Raw genomic sequence first — 21,421 nt, 5'->3', positions numbered from 1 at the left:
GTGTGATAGCGCCGGTAGATGGCGCCTAGCACTCCGTAACCGGAAGAGGTCTTGCGCCTGTCGCAAACCGGCATCGGGTTTTTCTTGTCCCCCTGCGCACCAATCCCGGTGAAACTTCCGTCTCTTGCCCCCGGATACCGTTTCCGGGGGTCTTTTTCGGTGTTTGTCGGGGTTGTTTTTATCAGCTCCCGGTTTGTTCTTGTTCTGTATTCAGGGCTGTATCATCCGGGTTATCGGGTGTTACCTGATCGTGATCCGGGGCCTGTGATGTATTCGGCGTGGTTGGAAGAACTGACTCCCGGTTTGGGTTCTGGAAATAGTCGGCAAACAGGGTTTCTCCCAGAATCTCCCGGGCCTGGATATCGGCGTCCTCGCGCGCACCCAGCGCCTCCAGGGTCAGGGCATGGGTTTCAACTGCCATTTCGGCCGCCAGAAGGCGTTCCCGATCCGGATCATTGGACAGGCGGTCTCGTTCTTCCTTGAGCAAAAAGAGGTACAGGCGGAACTGGCGGAAGGCCTGATCCCGTACGCCCTCCAGGCGCCGCTCTGCTTCTTCCCGCCGGACTTGCTCGGCCAGAAGCTGCTGCTGGAGGCTGTCGTGCTCCCCGGCCAGGCGTTCCCGCTCCATTTCGGCAGAAGCAGCCTGGTCAAAGACCGAATTGAACTCCTCCCTCAGGGCATTGAGTTCGCCGCGAAGCTTGGCAATCGTCAGCCGTGCTTCATCGCTGCCGGGCTCCTTGTTTTTCACCCGTGCCGCCATGTAGCGGCGATAGCTGATCAGGTATGGAGCAATGGTTTCGTGCTGAAGATGGTATCGTTCGGATATACCGCACACATCGCGCAGGCGCTCGCCTATATCAGCCTGACGCAGCAGGCCCCGCAGGGTGGCCGGGATAATCAGGGGCAGGGCCGTATCAGGCAGGTCACGACATATGATGGCCCAACGTTGCAGAACCTCCGGGCTGCGGGGGTCGTCAAGCTTGTGGCCGTGCCGGATGGATCCCAGAAGCCGGTCTAGAAATGCCCGCGACGGATCCTGTTCACCACTACGCACGCCTGTTGGTCCCCTCTTGCCCAGATACTTACAAGGTACGTCCGGGGCCCTTGTACGGCAAGGCTTGATCCGTTGTCCGTACAGACATACCTTGCGGACCCAGGCGAGTCTGCCGGGCCTGTCCCGTACCCGGATCAAGGACTGCTGTCAGAGAAGGATAGTCTGATGAGTTCCCATACCCCTGCTGTTGCCCGTATTGTTCTGGTTGGCGCATCGGGCCATCTGGCCCGTGAAATCCTGGATACCCTTGCCGAGCGGGATATTCCTGTCATCCGTCTGGTAGCCTTGGACAGTCAGGCCCGTATCGGGCGTGAAGTCTCCTATGGTGACGATGATGTGCTGAAGATATCCGGTCATGAGACCTTCGATTTCCGGGCCTCGGACCGTGTCGTTCTGGCAACGGAGCCACGTGAGGCATCTGCCGTTGCATCTCGCGCTATGCGGGTTGGTGCCATGGTTATTGATCTCAGCGGGCACTTCCGGCGCGATCCGTCTGTCCCATTGGTGGTGGCCGGAGTGAATCCGGCCAATGTTGACCGTGCGGAAAAGAAGGGTGTCCTTGCGGTTCCCTCTCCTGTGGCCCTGATGGTGTCAAAAGTGCTTGCCCCGTTGCATGACCGCTTTGGTCTTGTGCGGGTTGTGGCCTCAACCTACGAATCCACTTCCGGAGCCGGACGTGAAGGGATGGACGAGTTGTTCCGCCAGACCCGTGGTATTTATGTCAACGAGCCGCCAGCTTCGAGCCGGGAGATTTTCCCCAAACAGATTGCGTTTAATGTGATCCCCCAGGTCGGGTCTTTCTCTGATATGGGAGCAACCGAAGCCGAAGATGAAGCTGCAGCCGGCTTGGCCCGGATGTTGCCGGGTGCTGCCGTTCACGTGAACTGTGCCCGTGTGGCTGCTTTTGTGGGTGCTGCGGCTTACATCAATATCCAGTGCGAATCCCCCGTCTCCGAGCAGGCTGTCAGGGAGCTCCTGCGTGAGAGCGACAGCGTATCGGTTGTCGATCACCGGGTGGAGGAGGGATACGTCACTCCTGCTGAGACTTCTGGCGAGGAACCCGTCTTTGTATCCCGCCTGCGCGGGGATATCAGCGTTGAAAACGGGCTGTCTTTCTGGTGTGTTGCCGATGCCTTGCGCCAGGAAGCTACAAACGTTGTGGATATTCTGGCGCTGGTGGACCGCCTGGACGAGCAGGGCTAACAGGGGGTTTCTTACTGCGTTGCAGGATGCATTGCAAAGTGCGGGAATCGCTGTTTTCCGGGGGGTGTTTTCCCTTCCTAACCGCGCTTGCCCCCGGTTTTGTCCGGTCTTGGGCTTGTTGGCATGGAACCTGCCTTCCCATGTTGTGCGAGGGGACTACCCCGCGCAGCGTGCAGGCAGCCAGCTGTGCCGCTCAGGCGTGGCTGAAAAGGGCGAATGTCGGTTTTCCTTCCGCGCTCGGGAAGCCGGCTATCCCTCCCGCCCGGAATGCCGCGTGCTTCCGGTGGCCGTCGGGTCATTCCCTCCCCCGCCCGACCTGACGGCCACCGCGACGCACTTTCCCCCTGACTTTCCCACCTTCAGGCTTCCAAGGCTTTGACGCCCGGCAGGTCCCGTCCTTCCAGCCATTCCAGGAATGCGCCCCCCGCTGTGGAGACGTAGGAGAACTGGTCCTGAACCCCGGCATTGGCCAAGGCACCGACCGTATCCCCGCCACCGGCAACGGTCAGCAGATTTCCTTTGCGCGTCAGGTCTGCCGCAGCCCGGGCCACAAGGTTGGTTGCAGCATCAAAAGGCTTGATCTCGAAAGCACCCAGGGGGCCATTCCAGACCAGGGTCCGGAAGGATGCCAGACGATCGGACAGAGCGCGGGCTGAATCCGGCCCGATATCCAGAATCATTTTGTCTTCCGGTACAGACTGTACCGGAACAACTTGCCGCCCTGCTGTTTCACTCAGGCTGTCAGCTACAACAACATCAGTGGGCAGAACAACGGTGCATCTGGATTTTTCTGCCTTGTCCAGGATGGTCCGTGCTGTTTCTGCCATCTCTTTCTCGCACAGGGATTTGCCAATCTGGATGCCCTGTGCATGCAGGAAGGTATTGGCCATGCCGCCACCAATAACCAGCAGGTCAACCCGTTGTACCAAGTTGCCAAGCAGGTCCAGCTTGGTCGAGATCTTGGCCCCGCCTACAATTGCGGCAACCGGATGCTCGGGGCGTTCCAGCGCCCGTCCCAGCGCTTCCAGCTCAGCCTGCATCAGGCGCCCGGCTGCTGCCGGCAGCAAGTGAGCCAGTCCCTCGGTTGAAGCGTGGGCGCGGTGCGAGGTTGAGAACGCGTCATTGACGTAAAGCTCACCCAATTCGGCAAGTGCTCTTGCGAAGTCAGGGTCGTTCTTCTCTTCCTGGCTATGGTAACGAAGATTCTCCAGCAGGACGATGTCACCCTGTCCCATGCCGTTGACAACCGTTTTGGCGGGTACGCCGATACAGTCTTCAGCAAAGGTAACCGGGCAGCCTGTTGCCGTGGACAGGGCGCTGGCAACCGGGCGCAAGCTCATGGCCGGGACGCGCTCTCCCTTTGGGCGCCCGAAGTGTGACATGACAACGACCTTGGCGCCCTTTTGGGCCAGTTCGGTAAGGGTCTTGGCAGAGCGTTGGATCCGGGTTGAGTCCGTAATCTGTCCGTCTTTCATGGGCACATTCAGGTCTGAACGGACCAGAACATATTTTCCCTGTACGTCAAGGTCATCGATTGTCTTGAAAGTTGGCATGGTGCAGTCCGCAAAAGGCCGGTACAAAAAGGAAGAAAAAGCCCTGCACAAATGGGGCAGGGCTTTTCAGAGCGTCAGGTCACAGCGTCTTGCCGATGGCGACAGCTGTATCCAGCATCCGGTTGGAGAAGCCCCACTCGTTGTCATACCACGACATGACACGCAGGAAGTCCCCGTCCATGACCTTTGTGCCACCGGCGGCAAAAGACGACGAGTTCGGGTTGTGGTTGAAATCAATCGAGACAAGGGGCAGATCGTAATAGCCGAGGATCCCCTTCAGCTCACCCTCTGCGGCGGTCTGCATGGCGGCGTTGACAGCCTCGACGCTGGCGGCCTTGCCCAGCATAACCTTCAGATCCACCAAGGAAACGTTGGCTGTCGGGACGCGCACGGCCACGCCATCCAGCTTGCCCTTCAGTTCCGGCAGCACTTCACCAACAGCCTTGGCAGCTCCTGTTGAGGTCGGGATCATTGACATGGCTGCAGCGCGTGCACGGTACAGATCCTTGTGCAGGGTATCCACGGTGTTCTGGTCGCCGGTGTAAGCATGTACGGTGGTCATGAACCCTTTTACGATCCCGAAGTCACGATGCAGGATGTGAGCCACCGGGGCCAGGCAGTTCGTGGTGCAGGATGCGTTCGAGATGACCTTGTGATCAGCCGTAATCTTGTTGTGGTTGACGCCATACACAACAGTCAGGTCCGCACCCTTTGACGGGGCGGAAACCAGTACCCGCTTTGCGCCATTGTCCAGGTGGACTGCAGCTTTGTCGCGGTCTGAAAAGATACCGGTGCATTCTGCAACGATATCAATGCCAAGGTCACCCCACTTCAGGGCCTTCGGATCGCGTTCGGCAAAGCAGCGGATGGTCGCTCCGTTGATCATCAGGCTGTCATCGGCTGCACGGACATCGGCGGACAGGATGCCATGAACAGAATCATACTTCAGAAGATGGGCATTGGTGGCAACCGGGCCCAGGTCGTTGATGGCCACGACCTCGATATCCTTGCGGCCGGATTCGACCAAGGCGCGCAGAACCAGGCGGCCGATGCGGCCAAAACCGTTAATTGCAACGCGAACAGCCATAAAGATCCTCCATTCAAACACAGTCTGCCAGACACAGGGGCAGGCCGAAAAACAGGGCGCACACAACGGGAATTTCCCAGACAGAATTCTCTGTCTGTATTCATGTTGGCGGTGGCTACGTATGTCACGGAAGATTGTGTAAATCCAGACCCAAGCCAACGTAATGGAAAAAACCTCATCCTTGATGTGGATAAAAGCCCCCGAAACCGGCAATATGAGGGCAGAGGAGGGGCTGTTGTCACAGCTGTCCGAATGCTGGATTTCTCACCGGGGGTAGAATCGATGTTTCGAACCGCTGAACTGGGGCGCAAGATTTCCAGGAAAGAGTTTGACGCCGTAACACCGGCGTTGCGCACTGAGCTGATTACCCTCCAGCAGACACTGCGTCATGCCGATTTCCCGGTCATCCTGGTGTTTGCCGGTGTGGATGGGGCAGGAAAAGGTGAGAGCATAAACCTTCTCAGCGAGTGGCTTGATCCGCGCTGGATGTCGACGTCCGCTTACGGAGACCCTTCGGATGAGGAGCGGGAGAGGCCATCTGCCTGGCGGTACTGGCGGGATTTGCCGCCACGCGGCTGTATCGGCATGTTCATGGGGTCCTGGTACTCTGCCCCGGTGATGGATCGGGCCTGGGAGCGTATTTCTCTGGCCGAGATGGACGAGCAACTGGCGCGGATTGCTCATTTTGAAAAAATGCTGGCTGATGATGGGGCCCTGATCCTGAAATTCTGGATGCATCTTGGTCGTGATGCCCAGCGGCGTCGCCTCAGAAAGCTGGAGAAAAAGCCCCATGAGGCTTGGCGGGTGACCAAGCGCGACTGGAAGCACTGGGAGATGTACGACAACTTCATCGCTGCCGCAGAGCGTACCATTCGCATGACCAGCGATGGTCATGCCCCGTGGACGATCATTGAAGGCGAAGATGTCCGGTATCGTTCCCTGACCTTGCTGATGACGTTGCGTGATGCTCTGGTCCGGCACCTTGAGGCACGGGATCTGCGCCGCAAGCTGCTTGAGACTGTGAAAAAGGATGAGAGTGCTGTTCGTGCCGGCCGCTCTGTTCCGGCTGTGGCCAAAACACGCAAGCGTGCCGGAGCACAGGCGGACGCCGGTCTTTTGTCCGTATCATTGCCTCAGCAGCCGACCATTCTGGATGCCTTGGACATGAGTCTGGACCTGGAGCCTGCTGAATATGCCGAGCGCATTCGTGCCGGTCGCAGCCGCCTTGCCGGGTTGTCGCGTTTGGCACGTGCTTATGGTGTTTCCAGCGTCCTGGTGTTTGAGGGCTGGGATGCCGGTGGCAAGGGTGGTGCGATCCGCCGCGTGGTATCAGCGCTGGATGCTCGTGAGTACAAGGTCATACCGACAGCCGCGCCTACGGATGAAGAGAAGGCCCGTCATTATTTATGGCGTTTCTGGCGTCATATCAGCCGTGCCGGTCGGGTAACCATTTATGACCGTTCATGGTACGGGCGGGTTTTGGTCGAGAGGGTAGAGGGGTTCGCCCGTACGGACGAGTGGATGAGGGCCTATGCCGAGATCAACGCCTTTGAGGAGCAGTTGTCCGAGTTTGGAACCGTATTATGCAAATACTGGCTGCACATTACCCCTGACGAACAGATGGCCCGTTTTACGGCACGCCAGAATACGCCATGGAAAGCGTGGAAGCTGACAGACGAGGATTGGCGGAACCGTGAGAAATGGGACCAGTACCAAGATGCTGTCAACGACATGATCGAGCGGACATCGACACGCAACGCACCTTGGACCTTGGTCGAGGCCAATTCCAAACGCTATGCCCGGGTCAAGGTGCTTGAGACCTATACGGACCAGCTTGCCAAGGGCCTGAAGGCACGGGGTATCAACCTCAAGAAAGCGTTGGCTGTTTGATACAGGCTGTTACCGTGAGCCGGGTGAGGACGTGTTGTCCTCGGATGGTTTTCCTTGCTTCAGGCGCCGTGTTGTTTCGAACACGGTTGTCTCAAATACATTCGGCGGGCAGGGTTGCCCGAACGCATAGCCCTGAAGTGCGTTAACGCCCAGGCTGCGGAGGTGTTCTGCCATGCCCAGCGTTTCTACACCCTCGACAACCGCCTTCATGTTGAGGGTGTGAATTAGGGACAGGATCGACTGCATGACCTTCTCCGCATTTGAGCCCGGGCTCAAGTTTTGCAGCAAGGCCCGGTCCACCTTGACTTCACGCGCAGCGACCGTGCACAGATAAGCCAAGGACGACCACCCCGTCCCGAAATGTTCAAGGGCAACGCCAACGCCAAGAGAGCGGAGAGCGGCGGCGGTGTCTTCGGGGGACTGTGTATTGTCTTCCCTGTGCATGGCCGCTATCTCAATCAACAGCCGTGCAGGATTGATGCCTGTTTCCTTCAGGGTTTTTTCAAGCATTGCCGCGTATGTTTCCTCATTGAAGAGGTGCGGTCTGGCGTTGATGGAGAGATCCAGCGTGTCAAAAGGTGCCCCCATGGATTGCCAGCGCTTGAGGATTCGACAGGCTTCACGCGCGACCCAGCTGTCAATCTCGGGCATGATGCCAAGGTGTTCTGCCAAGCCTATAAAATGCACGGGTGCCAGCATGCCACGGCTGGGATGATTCCAGCGCAGAAGAGCCTCGGCCCCCACGATGCTATTGTCTTCAGACCGGTATTTAGGTTGAAGCAGAAGCCGGAATTGGCGATGGCGCACAGCAAGGCGCAGTAGATGGGGGAGCGACAGCATGTCCGGGTTGCCGGCATTCATTTCCGGGGTAAAGAACGCATAACTTTGCGACCCAGATTCTGTAATGGACAGCATGGCTGTTTCAGCCCGGTTTAGTAATTCTTGTGCCGTGCTGCCGTCATCGGGACATACGGCAATACCGATTGCCCCGGTTATGTCGCAGTCATTGCTGTTTGCGGTTGCGGCGTCATTCAGGCAGTCAAGTATACGTCCCGCCAGGGCCCCGGCTTCGGCGGCATCGACTAAATCTTCGGCCAGTATGGCAAACCGGTTGTTACCGAAATCAGACAAGGAGTCACGGGTTCGCAGGCACAAGGTCAGGCTGGCTCCCAAGGCATCAGGGAGGCATGGATGCAGTGTCTGGTTTCTATTGGTCTCCGATAAGGCCGGGCCATCAATCCTTAGAAGGAGAACGGCTGTTTGGCGTCCTGATCGGTGCGCACGTGTGATGGCCCGTTCCAGTCGGCTTTCAAAGGATGCCCGTCCTCCCAAAGACGTTGGCTGCTGTTCCTCTTCGGTCTTCTGTCCGGATTGTTCCGGAGAAGAGTGTGGGGCGTTGTTATGGGTCAGCCATCGCAGCAGTACGCATATGCTGTACAGGGCAATACCGATTACGGATGCCGTAATGGCGATCAGGATGCCCATGGTTTCACGATCAAGCTTGTGGATGTACACAAGTGACCGTGATCGGGGCAGAACAGTAACAGATGGTAATGCTATAGCATACAGGGTCACAATGCCACCGATCATCAGAAGTGCTGCAATCAGGACTGTTCTTTCCGGGCCGTGCGTTCGGGGGAAGGTTACAAAAGCGGCACTACAGATCAAGGCCGTGATGCCCAAGGCGCTGACAGACAGGACGGGGTCATATTCCAGATCCGGTATGATCAGCATTGACTCCAGGATGCAGTAGAATGTTGCCCACAGTCCCAAGGCAACAGTCCCGCCAGCTAGCGCACTGCGTGGCAGGTTGGCTTCTGTTGTATCGATGAGGCTCATCCCGGTATAGGCGGTGAGTACCCCGATAACAAGCCCCAGCGACAGAATGAGGGGATGGAAGCCAGGTTCCAGCGCTGTCGGTAAAGACAGGAAGGTTGTGGTGTAGCTACCCAGTACCCCAAAGCTGAACAGGACAACGGGCCCCAGCGTGTCAATCTTGCGCCTTGTTCCAGCCTGTTCTGATCGTGTTGCCAGAAGGTGTAAGGACATCATCGTGCAGATGGCAAGAAAGAGAACCCCAAAGACGGCAAGGCCGGGGCTGCCATGTATTGTAGCTGTATCCATGAAAAGCAGCAGCGAGAGCGACATCGGGGGCGTCCTTCTCCAGAGACATCCGTCCGGAACTTGCGCACAAGCAACGACGGCGTTGTGCTGTGCACAGCGCAGGCATTGCAATGCATACAGATAACCCTGGTATCCTGACGGTGTACACCCGGTCCATAGGAACCAGGGGTGCTCAGGAGGCCTGCAAGGCCTTGTGAAGTTCGGAAAATGTGTCCAGAAAGAGACGGGCTGCCTCTGTCGCCGGGAGAGGCTGCAGACGGGCCCATGCTGCTGGTTTGGCCTTGATCGACAGGACAGGGCGAATCTCGTGCAATGAGAACCCTGCAAGTTGAACGGCTTCGGTCGCAGCCGCTATCAAGTCTGCTTTCTTGATCAGGGTCTTCTCCGGAGTGGAAAGGCGGGGCGGCAAACCAAATCGCACGTGGATTGCGCACATCAGCCGGTTCTCAACCTCGCGGAAGACATCCCCTACAACGGCTTTCAGGGGGGTAACCAGGTCATGCGTGACATATTCCGGTGCGTCATGGAGGAGTCCGGCAAGTAAAAGGTTTGGTTCCGGGCGTGGCCTGAACTGTTTCATAATGTCCACAACAAAGACGCTGTGCTGCGCAACGGACCATGCGTGTGGCCCAATAGTCTGGCCGTTCCAGCGGCTGTTGCGTGACAGGCCAAGGGCAATATCGGTTATTTCCACATCCAGAGGTGACGGGTCGACGAGGTTTAGTCGACGACCCGAAACCATCCTTTGCCATGTCCTTGGAGCATGGCCCGACAGATGACGGGCAATGTCACCCGACATTGCGCCGTCTTTGTCCGGCTTCTTCCAGCCCGGCCGGAACGGTCCGGTGCATGGTAATCGGCTTGGCTGCCATTACATCCCCATGCGGGGTATCTGCTGCTGCCCTGTGGCAATCATCTTTCTGCACAAGGCAAACAACAGACATGAAGACGCCACATGCGGCAATGAAGATGAAGAAGCCTAGGGGACCTGTTATCTCCATGGCCTTTGCCACCAACAGTGTGCCAGCCATGCAGCCAATGGCATTGAAGAGATTCATGGCACCGGCGGTGGCAGCCAGCTTGCTTGGGGCTGCCCGGTCATTCGAATAGGATATCGAAAGCGGGAACGCTACGAACAGCATGCCACTGAACACAAAAACCACCGACAGGAATGTCAATCCCGAGAAGGTGGAAGAGTCCGGACTGGTGGCGGTTATGGCTGTCAGAACAATGGAAAGACCAGTCAGAAGCAGGCTGACAGCCAGGATGACATGGCGCCTGTTGATGCGATCCGACAATTTACCCACAGGTATCTGGAAAACCATGGCACCAAAGAAGCCGCACAGCATCAGGGTTGATACGCCCTCTGCATCCAGGCCGACCTCGACCCCATAGCGGGGCATCATGCTGTAAAAAGACCCAAGCAGGATCCCCGATACGGTAGCGCCAATCATGCCAAGGCGCGGCGTGGACATAAGAGCGGAGAGACCGATCTTCTCGGGTTCCGGACGTGCGGGACGCTCTGCTTTTCGGGTCAACATGACCGGCACAAGGGCCAGTGTCGCAATGCCCCCTGCCAGGAAGAACAGAATATCATCCCCGATGTCGGCCACCGTGATCAGCTTCTGTCCACCGCCAATAGACAGATAGGCAGTCAGCATATAGATCGCCAGGAAGGTTCCGCGCTGTTGGTTGTTGGCCTTGGCATTCAGCCAGCTTTCAAATGTGACAAAGGACCCCGCCATGCAGAAGCCCGACACAATACGCAGTGCCCCCCATGCAAAGGGGTCAACAACAAGGCTGTGGGCTACAGCTGCCAAAGCAAACCCGATGATTATGACATACAGGTAGCGGATATGTCCGATCGACGCGATAAAGCTCTTGGCCAAGAAGGATCCCGCAATCAGCCCGACATAAAAGCAGGCGAGAATATTACCGGAGACGGTCTCGGAGTAGCCTTCCAGCGACAGCCGGACGGACAGCAGGGTGCCAAGAAAGCCGTAGGCAGTAGCCAATAAAGCATGACCACCCAAAAGATTGGCAAGAGAGCGAAATAAATGCAACATGCCCGCAGGTATCCTTACAGCGGGGTTGAGCGGAGAAAGGACGAAACAACACGTTTCAGGGTGTTTCAGCCATTTCGGTGGTTAGAACGCGTGTTGTGCGACCGATGTTGTCTTGCTTGGGTTCAGCCCCACAGGATGGACAGGCTCCTTCGCACATTTCGCGGACAGTTGTCAGCATTTCCTCGTCATAAGGCGGAGTTCCCACAGTTTCCCTGTGGCCGCATTCCATACAGACGAGCTGCATGCTGGTTCTGTGGCGTGGTCTTGGTATCTCCTGAACTGACGCCGAGGAGGATATACGCCTGGGGGTGAAGCCAACAACCCTTTTTTCAGCCCAGCGTGCCATGGCTTTTGCCACTTCCATGGCCCCTTCGATCTTTCTGGCGGGAGCGCCGTGGCGTTCAGCCATAAAGGCCCAGAACTCAACAACTTCTGCGGCAACAGCATCTGAGGCAACGATTACGAACACGGGTTCATCGGGGTGGGCCGAGTTCAGGACCGAGGCCTGATCTTCCCGTTCGGAGCGTGCGGTGCGCACACAGACCCGGCCATCTGAGGCGGATTGTACAGGAAGGCGTTTTTCAATCCAGAGGTCAGCTGCACGGCGCTGGCGTTCGGCACGTTCCAGCTTATCTTCTGGCACCCCACGATTGCGTGCACACCAGATCCACCACTCTATTGTCGTTGTTGAAACCATGTCGCGGGCACGCAGCACAAAAACAGGTTCGTCGTTGCGGGCGTTGTTGATCACGCTGTCCGGGCAGGTCAACTCATCGCGTGCCGATACATAGTTCAGGGCAGCACGCAGGGATGAGGCTGTCGCGGAAAGCCCGTCGGCAACGGTTGTGTCTTGGGTATGTAAACTCACGTCAGAAACTCTCCCGGGTTGGCAAGGGCATGGCGCTGGACATGCCATCATAGCGGCTGGGGAAGAATCAACCAAGCCCTGCCAATATTAATTTTTGATAGAATATCGGTAATTTATTTCTTTCTAAGATTTCCCTTGCTCAACGCATTCTTGGTGCCTTATAGGAGATTTGTTATTGATTGTAATTAATTACAGGGGGCTTTTGTGAAGCGTTTTCTTGTTGCATCTATGCTTGTCATGCTGGCACCAGCCTGTTCATCGATCATTGAAGGAACAACTCAGGATCTTTCTTTTGGAACGACCCCTCAGGGTGCTCTGTGCACTCTGCACCGGGATGGTCGTGTCATCGGGCAGGTGACAACGCCAGGGGCCGTGAAGGTTGAGAAAACAAAGCTTGATATCTTGGTGCGTTGCGAGAAAGAGGGATATCGTACGGCTGAGATGACAGTAGAATCTGATGTTGCAGCCATGACATTCGGTAACATTATTCTTGGTGGTGGTATTGGTGTGGTGATTGATGCCGCTTCCGGTGCCAGTAACAAGTACAGCCCGTCCAGTCATCTGATTCTGGAGAGAGAAGAGGCAGCCTCTACCGGTCCTGCAGCGCTGTAGGCATGCTTAGTTTGTTGCTGACACGTCGCCGCTGATGCGGGGAGGGTCACATGTGCCATAAGGCCTCCAAGGATTGCGGAGCGCCCAAGGTGCAGTGATCCTCCCGCTGTTCGGGCAAGGTCATCCGCAATCGACAACCCAAGACCACTGCCTGGTTTGCTTTCATCAAGGCGATGTCCGCGGTGCAGAGCTGCGTCGATGTGTGAGTCCGGTATGCCGGGGCCGTCATCATCCACGCTTATCGATAACTCACCGTCAACATTTGATCCCACCTGTACAATGACCTGGCTTCTTGACCACTTGCAGGCATTGTCAAGGAGGTTGCCGATGATTTCCTCTAGCGTTTCCTGGTTGCCGCAAAAAGAGGGGCAGTGTTCGTCGAGGCTAACCTTGATGTCTGTCTTGTGAAGGTGGCGCATGGTTCGGCACAGACGTTCAATAGATGGTTCTGGCGCTGTGCGTAGGCCCCGTGTCTTTGTGGATGTTTGGGCCCGTGCCCGCGCCAGATGGTGTTCAATATGGCGTTGCATGGCTTCTGTTTGCTGTTTCAGAAGACGTGCTGCCTGATGCTGTTCCTGTTTATCCAGCCGGTCCGATTCATTCATGATGACGGCCAAGGGTGTCTTCAGGGCATGGGCCAGATTGCCAGCATGGGTGCGTGCGTTTCTTACCATCTTGTCATGGTGAAGGAGAAGCGCATTCAGATCTTCGACCAAGGGTACAACTTCAACTGGCCAGCGCCCTTCCAAGGTATTGTTTCTTCCGCTGCGGATATCGGCCAAGGATTGCCGCAGGTGCCGGAAGGGTGCTAGGCCGAATGTTATTTGTCCCCAGACGGCAGCCATAATGCCAATGGCCAGAAGACCAAGGGCAATCGTGATAATACGGCAGAATCTGGTGAAGAGACGCTCTAGGCTGCGTTCGTCTGTTCCCGCAACAATGCGAAACAGACGATGTGTTTCCGGCAGTGTTATAAACCGCGTGACGGCCAGGATCTTGGACTGTCCTGGACCACCGGCATATTCAACCTGTATTGACCCATCAAGGGGGCTTGCCGCGTAGGGAAGGTCCATTTGCTCATCCCAGAGTGAACGGGATCGCAAAATGACCTTGTTTCCGTATTCTACTTGCCAGTAGAGCCCTGAAAGAGGGCGTTGAAAGAGCGGATTTGCCGGCCGGGACAGCAGGGTAATCTGACCGTCGGTACCGATGTCGATGTTGGCGGCGATATGATCAAGAATGACAGACAGGCGGCTGACCATCTGGCCCTGCACAAAGTTCTCGAACAGGGCTTGCAGGCCGAAGCCCGCAATGGCCAAGGCCATGCTGACCCAGAGTGCGGCTCCAACGAGAAGGCGTACCCGTAAAGATGGGTTTCGATTCTGTGCAGGTGTTTTGGTCACAGAGGTCAGGATCCTGTTCTCTGGATTGTATCCTCTGGCAAGACTTGGTAGCCAAGGCCGCGGACAGTCTGGATGATGTCGCAACCCAGTTTGCGTCTCAGTCGCCCGATGAACACTTCTATTGTGTTGGAGTCACGGTCAAAGTCCTGGGCATAAAGATGCTCCGTCAATTCGCTACGCGAAATGATTCGGCCCTGATGATGCATCAGGTAGCTTAGAACCCGATATTCGTGGCTTGTCAGGGGGATAAGCTTATCATGGACCATAACGCGTCCGGTTCGTGTGTCCAGTTGAACGGGCTGACATAACAGCTCATTGGAGGAATGGCCGTTGGAGCGACGGATCAATGCGCGGATACGGGCCAGAAGTTCTTCCATGCGAAATGGCTTTGCGAGATAGTCGTCGGCTCCGGCATCAATGCCATCAACCTTTTCCTGCCAGCTGGAGCGGGCGGTCAGAATCAGCACAGGTGTATTGATCCCTGATTCCCGCCATTTCTTCAGGATGCTCAGTCCATCAATGCCGGGTAGTCCCAAGTCAAGGACTATGGCATCAAAGGGGATACTTTCCCCCAGAAAATGGCCATCTTCCCCGTCCGCAGATACATCCACGGCATAGCCATAGCCCCGCAGGGTCTGGAGCAGCTGAGACTGCAATGCTGATTCATCTTCGATAACAAGAAGACGCATAAACGAGCTCTTTCTGGATATTGTGGCGTTCTTTAATGCGGCGCTACTGGTTTGTCCTGTCCTCTGGTGGAAGAGGAAGATCTGGTTCCAGTGAAGACGGTGGTGGAGGTTCGTCCATGTCGGGTTCCAGCCATTGCAGTAGTTTGTGATGCCATGGCACCGCACGTGGTATATGCCCCATTGTCGTGGGGTGTGAGGGTGGCTCCTCTCTCACGCGTGACCGTATGGATCCGGGAGATGCCACTTCTGCAAGTGCAGCGGGTTCCCCCCGATACCAGCGGACAAGATCGTGACCGCGTGCACTGACCAGCACTCTGGTGAGGGCATCGTAGCGCACCTTCAAAATACTTCCGTTTGGAGTAAGCATCTTAAGAGTGTAAACCCACCCACTGAGATCCCTTGAAAGATCGGCTTGCACAATACGGCCGGAGAAATCAGCTTCGCACGTTGTCACAACATCACGGAGAGAGGCAATTTCTCCAGCCTCCAGAGCATTTCGGGCTTGCTCGTGGCTATAGGACCGTGAGTGGACAGGAGGCGCAGCCAAGAGAACAGCGCATATGGCTGGCGCTATTATTTTCGATGTCTTGTACATGGTCGCATGAAATATAATTTATGCATAACGGAGTGTCTACGAATATTATTCCATTATATGGGTGTCATGTTCGTATGATAACGTTCTATTTCATGTTGTTAACCCCTGTAAAGGAGTTTCCATGATGAGGGTACGGAATCTGGCCTTTTTTATTGGATCATTTTTATCTTGTTTTTCATTACTTTCTTTCCAAGCGCTACCCTCTCCCTATGAGGACCGGGCGGAGGCTATCCTGCAGGTCTTTGACCAGAATCATGACGGGGTGATTACGCGCGATGAGCGATCGGCGGTGCGTAACTCAAGATTTCATCAGCTTGATGGAGATCGGAGCGGTTTTCTTGACCGAGCTGAGTGGATGCAGGGATATCAGAGCAGCCTGGATCATCTGTGGGTCCATCCCAAGAACGAGATTGTGCGTGAGAAGCATCATGTCTGGATGTATCGATCCATGGACCTGAACCAGGACGGCCTGCTCGCGTTGGATGAGTTTATGTCCTATGACGATGGACTCGAGGCTTTTGACCTTGATCATGATGGCCGCATCAGCCGGGGTGGGCTTGCCTCTGTCCTGCGTAACAATGCGGAGCGGCCCCGTGTCTGCGACCATCGCGAGGAGAAATAGGAGAGATTAGTCCCGGTGATAGGGGTGGCCATCCATGATGCACCTTGCCCGGTACAGCTGCTCGGCCAGCATACCGCGTACCAGCATGTGCGGCCAAGTCATGCTGCCAAATCCCAGCAGTAGGTCGGCGCGGTCTCTGACGGCAGGGTCGTGGCCGTCGGCACCTCCGATGAGGAAGGAAATGCTTGAGGTTCCTTCACTCAGCCACCGCTCCAATACAGAGGCAAAGTCTCTGCTGCTCTGCATGTGCCCACGCTCGTCCAGAACAACAACCTTTGATCCCGTTGGGACGCAGGAGAGCAGGAGTTTTCCCTCCCGGGCCATGCGGTCGGGCACCGGGAGGGGTCTTTTCTCTTCGACTTCTCTTAAAAGCACAGGTTCGCGCAGGCGTGACAGGTAGTGGTCATACAGCGCTCGTTCCGGCCCCGGGCGGGACCGGCCTACGGCTGCGATCACAAAAGACATTATTGCGCCCCCGATTGCGAGATGCCTTTGGTCACGCCGTCACTTCCCAGTTTCCGCTGCTTCTATGCACCATGCTTTCCGGTACAGGTGCATTGCCGCCTCCCCACATTCTTTCCAGATTATAGAATGCCCTGACTTCGGGACGGAACAGATGGACCAAGATATCACCGGCATCGATCAGGACCCAGTCGCAGGTTTCGCGTCCTTCGGTTGCTGCCCGGATGCCGTGTTCCCTGAGCATATCGACAACATGGCCCGCCAAGGCTGATACATGACGTGGGGAACGTCCGGATGCAATGATCATGGTGTCGGCCGCTGACGTCTTGTCGCGAATATCGATAACCGTGATGTGCTCAGCCTTGTTGGCGTCGAGGCAGTCGCCGATCAGGCCCGGAAGACCATCTTTGTGGGACTGTGGTGCAGGGGTCGTATGAATGGTTCTCTCCTCTGGCATAGCCGTCTTGTCTCTGATATCCGGGTCCGGCCCTTCAGGTCCGTTCCTCAGGCTCCCTTCTCTGGCTCCGTATTGCCGTTGATGAGGCCGGGTGGAGCCGTATCCGCAGGAAAGCCCATGCCGGTGGTGTCTTGCCTGCCAGATCACTCACCTGCGATGCCGCAACACGGAACCGCAGGAAGCGCTGGGCGGCTGTGCCAACCAAGGCTCTTCCAGCATATTCACCCCGGTCCAGAATCGCAACGGGGACCAGGGAAAAGATTGTAGACCAACGATACCAGTGCGGTATCTGTAGCATATTGTCCGCTCCCATCAACCAGACAAATTGGGCGGCCGGGAATCGGGTTTTCAGGGCACGCAGGGTATCGGCTGTAAAGCGGGAGGGCAAATGGCTCTCAAGGCCGCTGACCCGGATTCTCGGGTGGCGTGCCATGTGGCGTGCCTTTTCGATCCGGATCGGAAGGGGGAGCATGCCTGCCCTTGGTTTCAGCGGGTTTTGCGGCGAGACCAGCCACCAGACCTCATCAAGGCCCAGCCGGCGAATCGCTTCCAGGCTGATATGACGGTGTCCGTCGTGGGCTGGATTGAAAGATCCCCCCAGAAGCCCGATCTTCCGCCGGCGATGGTCGCCCCGGCTGGGTACCGGGCCGGGAAATGTCAGGTCTATGCCCGACACTGTCCGTTACCGCGCACGTGGTACTTGAATGTTGTCAGTTGCTCTGTCCCAACCGGCCCCCGGGCATGCAGTTTTCCGGTCGCTATGCCAATTTCGGCCCCCATGCCAAATTCTCCGCCATCTGCAAACTGGGTTGATGCATTCCACATGACGATGGCGGAATCAACTGTGTTGAGAAAGCGTTCAGCAACACTAGCGTCTTCGGTGATGATGGCGTCTGTATGGTGGCTGGAATGACGTTGGATGTGCTGGATGGCCTCATCTGGCCCCCTCACAATCCGGATTGACAGGATCGCATCCAAGTATTCCGTGTCCCAGTCGTCATCATGGGCGGGCTGCATGGAGGGCACAAGGGTACAGGCCTCAGGATCGCCCTTCAGCACGCATCCGCGTTCTGCCAGTGCTGCGGCCACGCGTGGCAAAATCGCTGGAGCAACCGTGCGATCAACCAGAAGCGTTTCTGTTGCTCCGCAGATGCCGGTACGGCGCATCTTGGCATTCAGCACGACCGATACGGCCATATCGGGATTGGCTGCAGCATGAAGGTACGTGTGGCAGATCCCGTCCAGGTGCTTCAGAACAGGAATCCTGCTTTCGGCCGTGATGCGTTCAATCAGGGACCGTCCGCCGCGTGGAATGATAACATCCACATAGCGATCCATGCGCAGTAGCGCCCCCACGGCAGCGCGATCCGTTGTCAGGATCATTTGTAGACATTCTTTCGGCAGGCCGGCTTTCTTGGGTCCGGTATGCAGGCTTCCCAAGATGGCCTGTGATGAATGAAAGCTCTCCGATCCCCCCCTTAGAATGACAGCATTTCCGGACTTCAGGCAGAGCCCCCCGGCGTCGGCCGTTACATTGGGGCGGCTTTCGTAAATAACCCCGATGACTCCCAGAGGAACACGGACACGGGAAATTTGCAGGCCATTCGGGCGTTCCCAGCGGGCCAGCACAGTCCCAAGAGGATCCGGCAGGGATGCAATATCTTCTAGGCTACGGGCCATGGCCTCGATGCGATGAGCATCAAGACTCAGGCGGTCCAGCATAGATGGCGTGATACCTGCCGCCTGTGCCGCCGAACGGTCTTGTGCATTGGCATCCAGAATAAGGTTCTGATCACTCCGCAAGGCCTGTGCAGCCTCTGTTAATGCCAGGTTACGGGCAGCACTCGGGGCTATTGCCAGAATGGACTGTGCCTGCCGCGCTTTTTGTCCAATATCATCCAGGGAAAGACTGTTTGTCGCGTTCACCTTGTGCCCCCTGTATCGGGTCAATGACCATGTCATCACGATGTATCAGCTCTTTGCGTCCCTGGCAGCCCAGAATATTGACAATATCCGCGCTGTGGCGACCCATGATCTGTCGTGCTTCTGTTGTTGTATAGTTGGACAGGCCATGGCCCAGAACAGCCCCGTCCGGGCCCATGATGCGAACAGTATCACCGCGGGAGAACTCTCCATCAACACGGGTAACGCCTGCCGGCAAGAGTGATCCGCCGTCCTGCAGGGCCTGCGCAGCCCCGGCATCAATGACAAGGCATCCCATAGGGGCTATAGAACCTGAAATCCATTTCTTGCGCGCCGGTGGTACAGTTCCTGAGGGCAGGAACCACGTTCGCTGACCCGGCTGATTAATCGCTGCCAATGGGTGAAGGATATGGCCGCTGGCAATCACCATGGCGCAACCGGCATTCATGGCAATGCGGGCTGCCATAAGCTTTGTGACCATGCCACCTGTTCCGACGCCGGGACGTGATCCCCCGGCTGCGGCCGTAATATCAGGTGTCAATTCCCGAACCTCGGGAATCAGGCGTGCCGAGGGGTTCGTTGAAGGATCGGCTGTATAGAGACCATCAATATCGGACAGGAGAACCAGCGTATCCGCTGCCACCATTTCGGCAACCCGGGCTGCCAGGCGGTCGTTGTCGCCGAAGCGTATTTCCTGGGTGGCAACGGTATCGTTTTCATTGACAACCGGTAATGCTCCAAGCCGGATCAGGGTATCCAGTGTATTGCGTGCATTCAGATAGCGGCGGCGATCTTCGGAATCACCCAAGGTCAGCAGGATCTGTGCAACCGTAATCCCGTGTTCAGCCATGGCTTCCTGCCACGCATGGGCCAAGCGGATTTGCCCCGTTGCGGCGGCGGCCTGTTTTTCTGCCAGTCTCAACCGTGTACCTGTCAGGCACAAGTGGCTGCGTCCGACAGCAATAGCGCCGGACGACACCACGATGACCTCTGCCCCATGCGCGCGCAGAGCCTTTATGTCCTGCGCAACCGAAGCCATCCAGTCCCCGCGGATGGTCCCACTGCGCGTATCAACCAGAAGCGCCGACCCAATCTTCACAACGATACGCCGTGCTTGCTGCAAGGTCCGTTGCTGCGTGTCAGGGTCGCGCCGTGTCGTCATGGACTCCATTCTCCATTCTCGTCAAGAGACGTGTACCAGTCTCCTTCGTCTTCATCAAACTCATCTTGACGATCGGGCAGGGGTGGCATGGGTCCCCTCTCATAGCGACGGACCCCGGTGTCCAGGGCTGCCCGTGGAGCATTTCCATTCTCAGCCCGGTCTTCCTGAACAAAACGGTTCAGCAAGCGCAGGATATCAGACAGATTGAGTCCAGCGGCTCCTGACACCGTGTAGACGCTTCTGCCCGCTTCTGCCTCGACCAATTTCTTCTGCTCTTCGACCAGTTCCGGGAACAGAGCATCAATCTTGTTCAGGACGATGATCTCACGTTTGTCAGCTAGGCCCCCGCCATAAGCTTCCAGTTCGGTCCGTACGATACGGTAGGCTTGGGCAGGGTCATCCTGGGTTCCATCGACCAGATGCAGGAGAACTGCTGTTCGTTCAACGTGACCCAGAAAACGGTCGCCCAGACCATGACCTTCGTGGGCTCCCTCGATCAGGCCGGGAATATCGGCAATGACGTATTCATCCCCGTCAATCTGGGCGACGCCAAGATTGGGGTGCAGGGTTGTAAAGGGATAGTCGCCAATTTTGGGACGTGCCCGTGTAACCGCAGCCAGGAACGTAGACTTGCCGGCATTGGGAAGGCCAACCAGCCCGACATCGGCGATCAATTTCAGGCGCAGCCACACTTCGGCTTCTTTGGCGGGCTCCCCCGGATTGGCGTGGCGGGGTGCTTGGTTTGTTGATGACTTGAAGCGCGCGTTGCCCCAGCCACCATTTCCGCCCCTCAGAAGTACTGTGCGTTGTCCCGGCGTTGTCATGTCGGCAAGAACCGTTTGCTGGTCGGCATCCAGGACCTGGGTTCCGACCGGAACCTTGATGACGCAATCGTGCCCATCACGACCTGTCATATTGCGCCCGGCCCCACCAATTCCACGTTCAGCCTTGAAGTGCTGCTGATAACGAAAATCGATCAGGGTATTCAGGTTCTGGACGGCCTCTACGATGACATCGCCCCCGCAGCCGCCATCACCGCCGTCGGGACCGCCATATTCGATGAATTTTTCCCGCCGGAAACTGACACAGCCGTTTCCGCCGGCGCCGGATTTGATATAGATCTTGGCCTGGTCCAGAAACTTCATGTGTTTTCTGCCCGTCTTTCATGCTGTGTAACGTCCTGTCTGCCGGGAAAAGCACAAAAGCTTCAGAGGGCTGACCCCCTGCAATGCAGGCTCCCGGCTTGGACGCCAAAAAGGGGAATGGACACTCCATTCCCCTGTCGGTCGTTACAGTCTGTCAGGGACTGTATCCGATAATGAAAAGGGATCTCTCCCGTTTCCTGTTTTATTCCGCAGCCTGTGCAGCTGGAACGACAGAGACGTAGGTCCGACGTTTGAAGCCCTGACGAAACTGCACATTGCCTTCTACAGTGGCAAATATGGTGTAGTCACGACCCAAGCCCACACCCTGACCCGGGTGCCATTTTGTGCCGCGCTGACGGATGATGATATTGCCCGGAACGACAGACTCGCCACCGAACTTCTTCACGCCAAGGCGTTTGCCCTCTGTATCGCGACCGTTACGCGAAGAGCCGCCTGCCTTTTTATGAGCCATTTCTCTGCTCCCTTATCTGACCGAACCAGCGTTC

Annotated in this window: 21 protein-coding genes; 4 read left to right on the top strand and 17 right to left on the bottom strand. The window is 56.7% G+C overall.

Features of this window, described 5'->3' with window-relative positions; all coding sequences use genetic code 11:
* Positions 1-181: 181 nt before the first annotated feature.
* A complete protein-coding gene (locus tag HEQ60_RS07065) occupies positions 182-1,054 on the bottom strand; it encodes a hypothetical protein (RefSeq protein WP_168070957.1) in 873 nt (290 codons plus the stop codon).
* Between the two features lie 165 nt (positions 1,055-1,219).
* On the opposite strand from HEQ60_RS07065, the gene HEQ60_RS07060 reads away from it, so the two are divergent.
* On the top strand, positions 1,220-2,257 hold the full coding sequence (locus HEQ60_RS07060) for an aspartate-semialdehyde dehydrogenase (protein WP_209315461.1): 1,038 nt from the start codon (positions 1,220-1,222) through the stop codon (positions 2,255-2,257).
* A 359-nt stretch (positions 2,258-2,616) separates the two neighbouring features.
* Here HEQ60_RS07060 and HEQ60_RS07055 read toward each other — a convergent pair whose 3' ends face one another.
* Both HEQ60_RS07055 and gap read right to left on the bottom strand, forming a co-directional pair.
* Positions 2,617-3,810 carry a phosphoglycerate kinase gene (locus HEQ60_RS07055; protein WP_168070955.1) on the bottom strand — a complete coding sequence of 398 codons (1,194 nt, stop codon included), beginning with the start codon at positions 3,808-3,810 and terminating at the stop codon, positions 2,617-2,619.
* Between the two features lie 79 nt (positions 3,811-3,889).
* Complete coding sequence (gene gap, locus HEQ60_RS07050) at positions 3,890-4,897, bottom strand: type I glyceraldehyde-3-phosphate dehydrogenase (protein WP_168070953.1); 1,008 nt, start codon at positions 4,895-4,897, stop codon at positions 3,890-3,892.
* A 282-nt stretch (positions 4,898-5,179) separates the two neighbouring features.
* Between gap and HEQ60_RS07045 the strand changes: the two genes are divergently transcribed.
* Positions 5,180-6,787, top strand: a complete 1,608-nt coding sequence (locus HEQ60_RS07045) for a polyphosphate kinase (RefSeq protein ID WP_168070951.1) — start codon at positions 5,180-5,182, stop codon at positions 6,785-6,787.
* 9 nt (positions 6,788-6,796) lie between these two features.
* Here the strand turns inward: HEQ60_RS07045 and HEQ60_RS07040 are convergent, their stop codons facing one another.
* The 4 genes from HEQ60_RS07040 to HEQ60_RS07025 form a co-directional block, all read right to left on the bottom strand.
* Positions 6,797-8,935 carry an EAL domain-containing protein gene (locus tag HEQ60_RS07040; RefSeq protein ID WP_168070949.1) on the bottom strand — a complete coding sequence of 713 codons (2,139 nt, stop codon included), beginning with the start codon at positions 8,933-8,935 and terminating at the stop codon, positions 6,797-6,799.
* 148 nt (positions 8,936-9,083) lie between these two features.
* Positions 9,084-9,710: an HD family hydrolase gene (locus HEQ60_RS07035; RefSeq protein ID WP_168070947.1), complete on the bottom strand. Its 627-nt coding sequence runs from the start codon at positions 9,708-9,710 to the stop codon at positions 9,084-9,086.
* Positions 9,700-10,977, bottom strand: a complete 1,278-nt coding sequence (locus HEQ60_RS07030; RefSeq protein WP_168070945.1) for an MFS transporter — start codon at positions 10,975-10,977, stop codon at positions 9,700-9,702. The genes HEQ60_RS07035 and HEQ60_RS07030 overlap by 11 nt, the downstream gene beginning before the upstream one ends.
* Positions 10,978-11,032: 55 nt before the next feature.
* Entirely contained in the window at positions 11,033-11,845 is an 813-nt protein-coding gene (locus tag HEQ60_RS07025; protein ID WP_168070943.1) for a hypothetical protein, read from the bottom strand.
* A 204-nt stretch (positions 11,846-12,049) separates the two neighbouring features.
* Here HEQ60_RS07025 and HEQ60_RS07020 point away from each other — a divergent pair, with 204 nt between their 5' ends.
* Positions 12,050-12,457, top strand: coding sequence for a hypothetical protein (locus HEQ60_RS07020; protein WP_168070941.1), 408 nt, complete (start codon positions 12,050-12,052; stop codon positions 12,455-12,457).
* Here the strand turns inward: HEQ60_RS07020 and HEQ60_RS10875 are convergent.
* From HEQ60_RS10875 to HEQ60_RS07005, 3 genes are read right to left on the bottom strand one after another with little or no spacing between them, the layout of a single operon-like run.
* A complete protein-coding gene (locus tag HEQ60_RS10875; RefSeq protein ID WP_168070939.1) occupies positions 12,403-13,860 on the bottom strand; it encodes a sensor histidine kinase in 1,458 nt (485 codons plus the stop codon). The two genes, HEQ60_RS07020 and HEQ60_RS10875, sit on opposite strands and share 55 nt — an antisense overlap.
* Before the next feature lie 5 nt (positions 13,861-13,865).
* Entirely contained in the window at positions 13,866-14,549 is a 684-nt protein-coding gene (locus tag HEQ60_RS07010) for a response regulator transcription factor (protein ID WP_168070937.1), read from the bottom strand.
* A gap of 43 nt (positions 14,550-14,592) precedes the next feature.
* Positions 14,593-15,144 (bottom strand): PepSY domain-containing protein, encoded by a 552-nt coding sequence (locus tag HEQ60_RS07005; RefSeq protein WP_168070935.1) that lies wholly within the window; start codon positions 15,142-15,144, stop codon positions 14,593-14,595.
* A 121-nt stretch (positions 15,145-15,265) separates the two neighbouring features.
* Between HEQ60_RS07005 and HEQ60_RS07000 the strand changes: the two genes are divergently transcribed.
* Complete coding sequence (locus tag HEQ60_RS07000) at positions 15,266-15,766, top strand: EF-hand domain-containing protein (RefSeq protein ID WP_168070933.1); 501 nt, start codon at positions 15,266-15,268, stop codon at positions 15,764-15,766.
* Between the two features lie 6 nt (positions 15,767-15,772).
* On the opposite strand, the gene rlmH is transcribed toward HEQ60_RS07000, so the two are convergent.
* The 7 genes from rlmH to rpmA all read right to left on the bottom strand — a co-directional run bounded on the left by rlmH (position 15,773) and on the right by rpmA (position 21,387).
* Positions 15,773-16,231 carry a 23S rRNA (pseudouridine(1915)-N(3))-methyltransferase RlmH gene (gene rlmH, locus HEQ60_RS06995; RefSeq protein ID WP_168070931.1) on the bottom strand — a complete coding sequence of 153 codons (459 nt, stop codon included), beginning with the start codon at positions 16,229-16,231 and terminating at the stop codon, positions 15,773-15,775.
* A 31-nt stretch (positions 16,232-16,262) separates the two neighbouring features.
* Complete coding sequence (gene rsfS / locus HEQ60_RS06990; RefSeq protein WP_168070929.1) at positions 16,263-16,685, bottom strand: ribosome silencing factor; 423 nt, start codon at positions 16,683-16,685, stop codon at positions 16,263-16,265.
* Between the two features lie 34 nt (positions 16,686-16,719).
* Positions 16,720-17,361: a nicotinate-nucleotide adenylyltransferase gene (locus tag HEQ60_RS06985; protein WP_322099178.1), complete on the bottom strand. Its 642-nt coding sequence runs from the start codon at positions 17,359-17,361 to the stop codon at positions 16,720-16,722.
* Positions 17,349-18,611 (bottom strand): glutamate-5-semialdehyde dehydrogenase, encoded by a 1,263-nt coding sequence (locus HEQ60_RS06980; RefSeq protein ID WP_322099308.1) that lies wholly within the window; start codon positions 18,609-18,611, stop codon positions 17,349-17,351. Before HEQ60_RS06980 ends, HEQ60_RS06985 begins: the two co-directional genes overlap by 13 nt.
* Positions 18,580-19,779, bottom strand: a complete 1,200-nt coding sequence (proB, locus tag HEQ60_RS06975; RefSeq protein ID WP_168070927.1) for a glutamate 5-kinase — start codon at positions 19,777-19,779, stop codon at positions 18,580-18,582. The genes HEQ60_RS06980 and proB overlap by 32 nt, the downstream gene beginning before the upstream one ends.
* A complete protein-coding gene (gene obgE, locus HEQ60_RS06970; protein WP_168070925.1) occupies positions 19,767-20,915 on the bottom strand; it encodes a GTPase ObgE in 1,149 nt (382 codons plus the stop codon). The genes proB and obgE overlap by 13 nt, the downstream gene beginning before the upstream one ends.
* A gap of 202 nt (positions 20,916-21,117) precedes the next feature.
* Positions 21,118-21,387: a 50S ribosomal protein L27 gene (gene rpmA / locus HEQ60_RS06965; protein ID WP_168070923.1), complete on the bottom strand. Its 270-nt coding sequence runs from the start codon at positions 21,385-21,387 to the stop codon at positions 21,118-21,120.
* Between the last annotated feature and the right edge of the window lie 34 nt (positions 21,388-21,421).

It is taken from the genome of Haematospirillum sp. H1815 (genome assembly GCF_012102705.1).
GTDB lineage: Bacteria > Pseudomonadota > Alphaproteobacteria > Rhodospirillales > Rhodospirillaceae > Haematospirillum.
This window is presented reverse-complemented; position numbering and strand designations above follow the sequence as displayed.